Below are 9,085 nucleotides of genomic sequence, written 5' to 3' on the forward strand. Positions count from 1 at the left end.
TGAAGCTATAGGTATCCGACCAGTTGGCGGGATAGCTGACAATCACGCCCGTCAACTGCCGCAGCGCAAGCTGAAACTGGGCTTCTTCCAGATCCACTGCGCCGCAGGTGAGCAATGGGATTGTCGTGGCAACGTCTTCGGAGGCATAGCCGCCCGTTGAGAAGGTAAGGCTCACCAACAGCGTCCGCAGCGCTTGCTGAAACAGGCTCAGCGGCAGGGACTGGGCATCACTCCAGCGGGCGACGGGTTCCCATTGCAGCGTCTCGGTGGAATAGTAGGGCACGCCGACTTGCAGGTAGGGCTTGAGGTGGCTGAGAGTGAGCCGGTGGGGCTGTTGGGTGCGCGGCTGGCCGAGGCTGGCAGAGAGGGGGGCGATCGCAATGGGAGCCGTATTTTGATCCTTCTCATCTGCCGCGCTGAGTTGCACCTGCACGGGCAGCCGAAACGTCTTGCGGGCAGGCAGGCGATTGCGCTCCGACGCAGGCGGCAATTCCAGCCAGTAAACCGGGTACAGCGCTCCCGCTGGATATCGCAGCAGCACTGCCGAAATGCCCGTTGTTCCAATGTCCAACCCCAGATACCACTGGACATTCTCAGCCTGCTTTGCCGATGCTTCAGCGGGTTTGCCTGCCTGGGGCGAACCAGATCCAGACACACCCGACAGGGCAGACAGCAGCCGCGACAGCGCCTCCGGAGCAATCCCCAGAGTTTGCATCAAATCCTGTAGCTCTAGATCTGGCTCATAGTCTTCTGGATCAAAGCTTTCGAGCCAGGGTTGCAATGGGTCAGTTGCAGACAGCGGCAACTCGGCAGCAGGAGCAGCGGCAAAATCTGGGTTTGGGCCCGAATTGCCTCCGGCAGCGGACAGCAGTTCCCAATCCGGCTCAGCACTATTGGGGACGGCGGGTGTTGGGCTGGAGCCGCCCGAAGCCTCTGGGTTCGCGGGGGCTGGGCGGATTAGAGGATTTTTTTTTTGCCTCGCTGGAGGACTCGGGCAAATCCGCAGGCTGTGCCTCATCCACCGGATTCACTGGATTCCCCAAGTCAGCCGCAGGAGCGGGTTCTGCGTCATCAAACAAACTGGTCAAATCGGCTGCGGTCAGGTTGGTGCTGGGCGACCCTGGCGGCGGCACGGGAGTCACCTCGCCCACCGACGGCAAATCTTCAAACAGGCTCTCCAAGCCGCTCAGCGTAAATGCTGCCTCACCCGGCGGCGGCGCAGGCACCGATAGCGATAGATTTTCCAGGATGCTATCCGGGAGGGAGTCGCTGGGTGGGGGGACGCTGGGTTGGCGCGGACTGGGCTGCGGGGCAGGCGGCAGTTCTGCAAACAGGTCTTCGAGGCTGTTGGGAATTGCCGGAGGGGGAGCGAGGTCGGGGGAGTTCGCAGGAACGCCCTGGGACGGCGCAGGCGAGGCAGGCACAGCAAAATCCGCCGAAAAATCGTCGAGGCTGGCAGACTCTAACCCGACATTCTCAGCAGGCATGTCTGAGGGCGTGGCTGCGGGCGCGGCGGAGGGCGCTTCTGCGGGAGATACGGCGGGAGATACGGCGGCACTGCCCGGGCCAAGACCTTCTAGGCCAGAGACTTCTAGACCAGAGAATAGATCCTCGGCAAGCAGATCGCCGGAAAAATCACTGGAGAAATCGCCAGAGAAGTCATCCGAAAAATCGTCAGCGAACGAGTCTTCTAATGACTCCTCCACCAGGGACGACTGATCCGCTGGATGGAGGGGTGTTTGCACATCGGCGATCGCCCCCATTCCGTCCAATGGGGCAACTGGTGCAGGCTCCGTTTGCATCACCGCCTGAAAGTCGCTCAGGCTCAGGTCTTCTCGGTCGGGCGGCAGTTCGGTTTCATCCAGCGCGTTGACCCAATCCGCCAGCGATTCTGGTGTGGTCAGAGGAGCAGTTGCCTTTTCGGGCAGGGGGGTGGAGAGTCCCGGCGGCGGCCCGTCCAGCAGCAGCGTCATCTCGTCGTCCGACCCATCTTCGACAGGAAACAGGCTGGAGATAAACAGATCCTCTTCCGTCGGGGCATTTTGAGCGAAAGAACTGCCCTGCCAGTAGGATTGACCTTCGTCAGTCGGGTCGGCAACCGAACCCGCAGCGGGGAACGGATCGGGCGACTCGCGCAGCGATTCCTGCGGGAGTTGCCCCCAGTCTGCCAGCGAATCTGTAAAGCTACTGCTCGTTTCAGAGTCCGTTTCAGAGTTCGTTTCAAACACGTCTGTGGCGGGCGCTGCTGCGGACGAACTGAGGGCAGCCAAGTCGGTGCTAAAGGCATCCGCCGCCAGCCCCTCCAGATCTGATAAATCAGCCGCAAGCTGCTCCAGCGTGGTCTGGGTCACCTGTACATCGGGACGGGGACTGGACAGCACATCGTCGCCACCCAACAGGTCTTCGCCCGGATTTGCAGGCTCGTAGCGATCTTCCGCATCGGTCGCCAGTCCATTCGCTGGCAGCCCCACCGCCGACTCTTCTGCGGATTCTGCCGCCATCAGTTGCAGCAGGTCGTTGAGGGAGCGGATCACCTCCGGCTTGTTGGGCTGGGGCGAAGACAGTCCACTGTCCGGCTCCTCGGCGAGGGGCGGCTCTGGAGATTCCCCAAACAGCAGATGCTCGACTGCTTCGGGCGATCGCTCTGTGGAATGAGGCACGGTAGAATGAGGCGCGGTGGAGTGGGACGGCTGCAAGGCGGAGGACTCGGTTTGCGCCGTCGGCTCGGCTGGCTCTGCTATTTCTCCAGCACGGGCTTCCGCAGCAGCGGCCGCAGCAGGAACATTCATGAACTCGCTCAACAAATCCACCAGTTCATCAACGCTGGGGCTGGCGATCGCCGCATCCGTCGCATCAGCAGCATCGCTGGCTGGGTCTGCCTGTCCGCCAAACAAAGCCTGATCCAGACTGTCCAGGCTGCCCAACTCGGCATCAATGGGGGGCGTATCGCTCAGATTTGTTAGATCAGTCGAACCAGACAGATCAGGCAGATCGGATTCACCTTCATTCACCGAACCAGGCTCTGCTACATCCGTTAAATCGGGGGTGGACTGAACGAGCGATCGCTGTTCCGCATCCGACAGGTGTTGATCGACTGGCTCTTCAGCTGCCGTCTCTGCCGTCTCTCCGGTGGCCCCAGCCGCGTCTATGCCAAACAGGCTCTCGTAAAACGCATCCAGTTCGTCATAGGAGTCTGTACCGCTAACGGAGTCGGCATCCAGCCCAAATCCCGTCGTCAGGTCGGCGCTGTCGGGCCCGTCGGTGGAGCCTGCCTGCTCTAGCTCGGCATCCAGTTGGGTACTAATTTGCCCCAGTAGATCTAGCGCCGAGTCCAAATCTTCAATTGACAAGCCTGGACTGACGGAGGCTTCTTCAGCGTCTTCAGCTTCCTCTTCTGTCTCTTCAGCCTCCTCAGCATCGACCTGTAAGACCGTGCGAGGATCGCCCAGTGGCTCATCCGGCGGAAAATCCGTCATCGCCGACTCGTCAATCTGGAACATTGTCAGGTCTTCGTCGCCATCGTCTAGCGATGCAAACTCTGCGTCGTCCTCCAGTTCTGGCAGTTCCGGCACCGATGCCAGTTCCAGCCGCTCTAGCTCCTGAGTCAGCAGTTCCAAGGCTTCTAGGTCGTCAATTTCGTCCAGCAGCCCCGGATAGGCAGTGGAACCCATCGGGCGGGTATCGGCAGGCATTGGGTCTGACTCGCTTTCGGGGGCCACACGGTCAGCCGCACCAGATTCCGGGCTGGGTTCCGGAACCTGGAATACCGTCAGTTCCTCATCCAAATCGAGTTCTGGCACTTGGAACACGGTCAAGTCTTCATCCGAAACAGGTTCCGGCACCTGAAATACCGTCAGTTCGTCTTCCAGTTCGCTGAGGAGTTGGTCGATTGGGTCGAGGCTGTCGGACTGCGGACGGGCAGACGGAGCAGTGGTTTCCAGCGAGGCGGGTGGCCACTGTTCCGTCGCTGGCTCTGTCGTCGGCTGTGGGGCAGGCGGCTCGGCAGGCGGGCGGGCCGACGACTGAGGCAGGCTAGTAGCGGGCTGCCATTCGGCATCTTGAATCGAGGCCTGGAGGTAGTGGGAGGCTTCTCGGCTGAGCTGTTCGGCTAGGCGGTTCACCATTGCCGCAAAGATGGACTCGCCCTGCTGCCCCAGGGTATTCATCTTGTCCAGCCCCAGGCTGAGCGATTCCTGATAGGTTTCGATGTTGCTCTGGAGCGACTCGAAGATGACTCGCAGGCTGTTGTCTAGCTTCAGCAGTAGTTGGTCAGACTGAGCCTGGATGCGCTGAATTTGCTGGAGGCGCTCGGCGGGCGTGAGGGCGGGCACCTCAGTTGCAGATAGGGACACAGCCGGGTCGGCTGTTTCTGATGCGGCAGAGGGGCGATGTGGCTCTGCAACGCTGGCACCAGCACCCGCAGCCTGGGCCTCAATTTCCGTCAGCATTTGGGCCACCTGCCCTGATAGATCTGCCTGCAACCGGCTCATCAGCGTTTGCAAAAACTCGGAGATGAGGCGCTGCTGGTCGGCGGCGGGCAGCGTGGCCGCAGGCGGCGGTGTGGCATCCGTCAGCACGGCCTGTTGGCGCTGAGATTCTAGCTCGTGAATTTCTTGCAGGAGGCGATCGCGCTGGCGATACAGCACTTCCAGGTCATTTCGCAGCGGCTGCATCACCGTCGTCCGCAAGTAGGTCATCTCTTGCAGCATGGCTTGCAGCACCTGTTGGGCCGATTCCGCAGGCGAGGTCGGCGACAGGGGCACCGCATAGCCCTGATTCATGGGGTCGTGGGCGAGGGCGCTGCCCACTGCTGGGGTTCCCTGCTGCTGCATTTGGGCCAGATAGCGTCGGGTTTCCTCCAGGACGCGGCGCTGTTGGTCTGCCTCGCCGCTCATTACCCAAGGCAGCCGGGGGCTGGATTTGCCCAGCACCTCGTCGATCGCCCGAATTAAGTCCTGAAGTTGCGCCGGTTGATACGTCACGGTTGTCTTGAGGGGAACGAAGGAAGCGGTCTGGAGTTGCCGATGCTGGCAGGTCGATGGGTTACAAGGTTTGCCTGGACTAGGTTTACCTGGACTGGGTTTACCTGGGTGGATTTGCGAGTGGATTTGCCTGGAGTGGGCTTAGCTATTACGCTTACGCTTGCCGTCGTGGCCTGGATTAATCTTCGAGTTAATCTTCTGGATTGACCCTTCTGGACTGACTTAGGGGTGGCTTGACGGTTCGCCCACGTAACGACTCGCCGATGGCGGTTGGCTTGCGGTTGACTTACGTAATTCGCTTACGTAAGTAGTCGCTATGCATACACCGAGTCCATGTATCCCCAGGTCCCCCAAGTCCCCCCAAGTCCATCGATGATTTAAGTACGCCTACTCAAGTACATCTATATCGCTCGCTTATATCGCTATAGGATTCCCCAAAAACGCCGCTATTCTTCCCATGCTGCAAGAAAAATCAACGTTTTGGAGCTACATTTTGGGTTGAACACTCGCTCAAGACTTGAATTTCAGGGCTTGAGTGTAAGACTTGAATGCAAGGCTCCTGGGGTGAGGCACATCCAGCACTGTAGAGCGTGCCCAAATTTTAGTGTGTAATTGCGTAATTAGAACCACGGTTTATGGGCGATCGCTCTTCTAGTCTAGATCGGCGTTCTTCTGAAGAGACGGGCGTTTTGAAAGATTTGTCGCAGCTTACTCTCTCTTGAGAGGGACGGACTTTGAGTTTCACGTTAAGATAGCGCAGGGTCATAGCGCACCCGGCACATTGACCTGGCATATCCTGGCCAGCCACAACCGTTGCCGATCGGCATATCGCACTTCATAATTTGTACTGGGTGAGGTTCAAGATTCCGTATTTCTCCCGTCTTGAACGGTTAGCGCGGTCGATGTGTTCTTTAGATAAACCAAGCTGGCAAAGATAAAGCAAACTGATAAAGCAACCTGATAAAGCAAGCTGAGAAAACAAACTGAGAAAACAGGTCAGTCGGTCAAACGCAGAGCAAATCAAGAGCAAGCATGGGCAGCCCCCTTATATCACTTGGAACGATGGGACTTAGCAGCTTTGTGAACCAGGATAAAGCCCCCGCAAGCCCGGATGCATCCACTCAGCGCCCTGCCTTTATGCTGTCGGGGCTGACGGGCGCGGCAATTGCGGCGGTCTGTTGGCTGGGCATGGGCGATCGCGCTTTGGCTCAGACTGCGGCCCCGCCAAACCCCGTGCTGAAAATCGGCATCGTGCAGCGCTTTGGCGACGAGCCACAGGACGTGCTGACGCTGCAACCTGCCGAGGGCGATCGCCTCTCGCTCCGCTTCAAAACCGACGACGGGCAAGACCAGACCGTGACCACTGCCGCCCCGGTGAGGGTGGGTGTGGTGATGGAGCCGCTGCCAGAGCCAAAGGTGGTGGAAAAAGTGGTGTTGGGCAACCACCGCAGCTTTGAGAGCGCAGAAGACCAGGCCAACCAGTGGCGATCGCGCGGCATCGAGGTAGAACTGGCCCAGCCGCGCCAGTGGCAGGTATGGGCCAAGCGAGACACCTACGAAACGCCGCTGGTGCGTCGGCTGCTGCTAAAGAATTTGCAAGCTCAGGGCGCACGCACCGCCTTTATCGATCGCCAGGTGCAGCGGCAGGTGCCCCGCGCTGTGCTGGAGGTGGAGGGCAACCGCCTGATGCGCGATGAGGTGGAAATTCTCTCTTCCTACAGCCGCGTGTTCGTCACCGAAGGCGAACTGCCTCCCAACGCGGCTCGCAATGCCAATGTGCCAAACCGTCGGCTCTACGGTGGCAGCCTGCGCCTCCAGCCCAACGCCTACGGCAACTATACCCTCGTCAACTACGTCCCCACGGAAACCTACCTGCGCGGGGTTGTGCCCCACGAAATTGGGCCATCTGCGCCGCCCACCGCAGTCCAGGCTCAGGCGATTTTGGCGCGAACCTATGCCCTGCGAAACCTGCGGCGATTTGCCATCGACGGCTACGAACTCTGTGCTGATACTCAGTGCCAGGTTTACAAAGGGCTGACGGGCGCGGTGGAATCGGCGGATCGGGCGATCGCCGCCACGCGGGGTCAAGTGCTGACCTATCGCAACGAGCTAATCGACGCGCTCTATTCCTCCACCACGGGCGGCATCACGGCTCCTTTTACCGACGTGTGGAACGGGCAAAACCGTCCCTACCTGCGGGCCGTGGTGGACTCCGTAGAAGGCGTGTGGGATTTGGCCAATCGCCCCCTATCGGACGAATTGAATCTGCGAGCTTTTCTAAACCTGCGGCAGGGCTTTAATGAAGCAGGCTGGGACAGCTTCCGCTGGCGCAAGGAAAGCACTCTAGAAAACATTGCCGAAGGGCTACGCCGCTATTTGCAGAGTCAGCGCCATCCGTTTGCTAACCTGACGCGGGTGGAGTCGTTGCAGGTGGTGGAGCGATCGCCCGCCGGTCGGGTGCAAAAGCTGCTCATCCAGAGCGATCGCGGCCCAATCACCCTGGAAAAAGACGAGATTCTCCGGGCGCTCTATGCCCCCACCAGCACCCTGTTCTACCTGGAACCCGTCTACGCCCAGGTGCCCATTCCCCAAAACGCGCCTAGCTCAGCCGCACCAGAGGACGGAGAAACAGGGGTTGAAGCCAACCTCTCTCCTTCGGTGTCCAAGCCATCCCCTGTTGCTGCCGAACCCGATGCCGCCGAGACAGCGCCTATCAAAGCTGCAAAGCCCGCCGAGGAAGCGACAAGCGATTCGCTAGAAGCGCAAAACCGCGTGCCGACGATGACGGTACTCAAGGGCTACACCTTTGTCGGCGGGGGCCTGGGCCACGCCGTCGGCATGAGCCAAACGGGGGCCTATCGATTGGGACGACTGGGCTGGTCGGCCGCCCGCATCCTCAGTTTCTACTACCCCGGCGCTCAATTGGTGACGCTCAACGAAAACATTGTCTTCTGGCGCGACCCGTCGAACTAGCGCTGGAACCAACGCTGGGGCAAGGCTGGAACACCGCCAGAACCGTCGGGACGTGCTTGCAGAGAACGCACAAGAGGGGTTCTTTTTTATACCAGATATCGATATGCTGTGCTGACTGTTGACTCAGCGCTGTGCGGCATTTACTGTCGTGTTGACCTGCGTATATCTTCGCAAGTCCCCTGCTGCCTTGGTATGAGGCGAACCCGTTGACAAGGGCCCAAAGTTTCTCCAGAAGCGCGTTTAACAGGTTTCGGCAACTAAAAGTGCTTTGATTCTGTAAATCACTCAGTTTTCTTCCTTTCGATGCTTTGAAGTATCCGGAAAAATCCTGAGAAAAGTTTTTTCAAGCCTTACGTAGATTCTCTTAACTTAAAGGCTCCGTAAAACTTACTAGATTTCCTAGCAAGGGGCGATTGCCCTCAGGTACTTGTATAGGAAGTCACGCTTAGCGTCGTTTTGTGGGAGGGCACGGACTCTCTTGGGAGTTGCGGTCGTCACAGAGCGGGGCCTGTTTGGCGTGCGTAAACGTCAATTTCGCGTCCGGGCCGGATCTAACGGTCACTGTCTAAGGCAACGGCCGGGCGATTTGACATTCACGACCCGCTGAAGTTTTACAGATCTACGAGAAGCAGTTATGGCTACTTTTTCGGTTGCAACGTTCCAAGAGCTGGTCAACGCCATCAATTCGACAAATACCAACGCCGAAGCCGATGTTATTGAAATTACTAACAATATTGTTCTGACCAGTGCGCTGCCCTTCATTAGGGAATCCGCCAGCCTCACGATTCGCAGCAGCACTGGCAACACCTTCAGCCTCAGCGGCGATGCCAACGGCAACGGTATCAATGACGAAGGAGATGTCCGACTCTTCTTTATCGAAAGCGGCAACGTCACCTTTGAAAACCTGACGCTAACCCTGGGCCGAGCCGAGGGGGGTGACGGCTCAGGCGGCGGCGGCGGCCTAGGCGGTGCCCTGTTTATCTACGATGGCAACGTCACCCTCAGCAATGTCACCCTCAGCGAAAACGTTGCCGTTGGCGGACAAGGACTGGCTGGACTGGGCCAGGGCGGCGGCGGCATGGGCGGCAATGGCGGGGTAGCCCATCCCTCTGGAGCCGCAGGCGGTGGCG

Annotated in this window: 2 protein-coding genes and 1 pseudogene; 2 read left to right on the forward strand and 1 reads right to left on the reverse strand. The window is 59.1% G+C overall.

What is annotated here, in order from left to right; genetic code table 11:
- Positions 1 to 890: 890 nt before the first annotated feature.
- The gene (locus IGS51_RS22110; RefSeq protein WP_297081055.1) at positions 891 to 4,982 is read right to left on the reverse strand and encodes a hypothetical protein; all 4,092 of its coding nucleotides are present in this window, start codon (positions 4,980 to 4,982) and stop codon (positions 891 to 893) included.
- Between the two features lie 1,062 nt (positions 4,983 to 6,044).
- Between IGS51_RS22110 and IGS51_RS22115 the strand changes: the two genes are divergently transcribed.
- Together IGS51_RS22115 and IGS51_RS22120 are read left to right on the forward strand one after the other, a co-directional pair.
- Complete coding sequence (locus tag IGS51_RS22115; protein WP_297081057.1) at positions 6,045 to 7,955, forward strand: SpoIID/LytB domain-containing protein; 1,911 nt, start codon at positions 6,045 to 6,047, stop codon at positions 7,953 to 7,955.
- 634 nt (positions 7,956 to 8,589) lie between these two features.
- Positions 8,590 to 9,085 (forward strand): annotated as a pseudogene (locus IGS51_RS22120) (hypothetical protein); the annotation flags it as partial.

Source organism: Thermoleptolyngbya sp. M55_K2018_002, from assembly GCF_015295965.1.
Classification (GTDB): domain Bacteria; phylum Cyanobacteriota; class Cyanobacteriia; order Elainellales; family Elainellaceae; genus Thermoleptolyngbya; species Thermoleptolyngbya sichuanensis.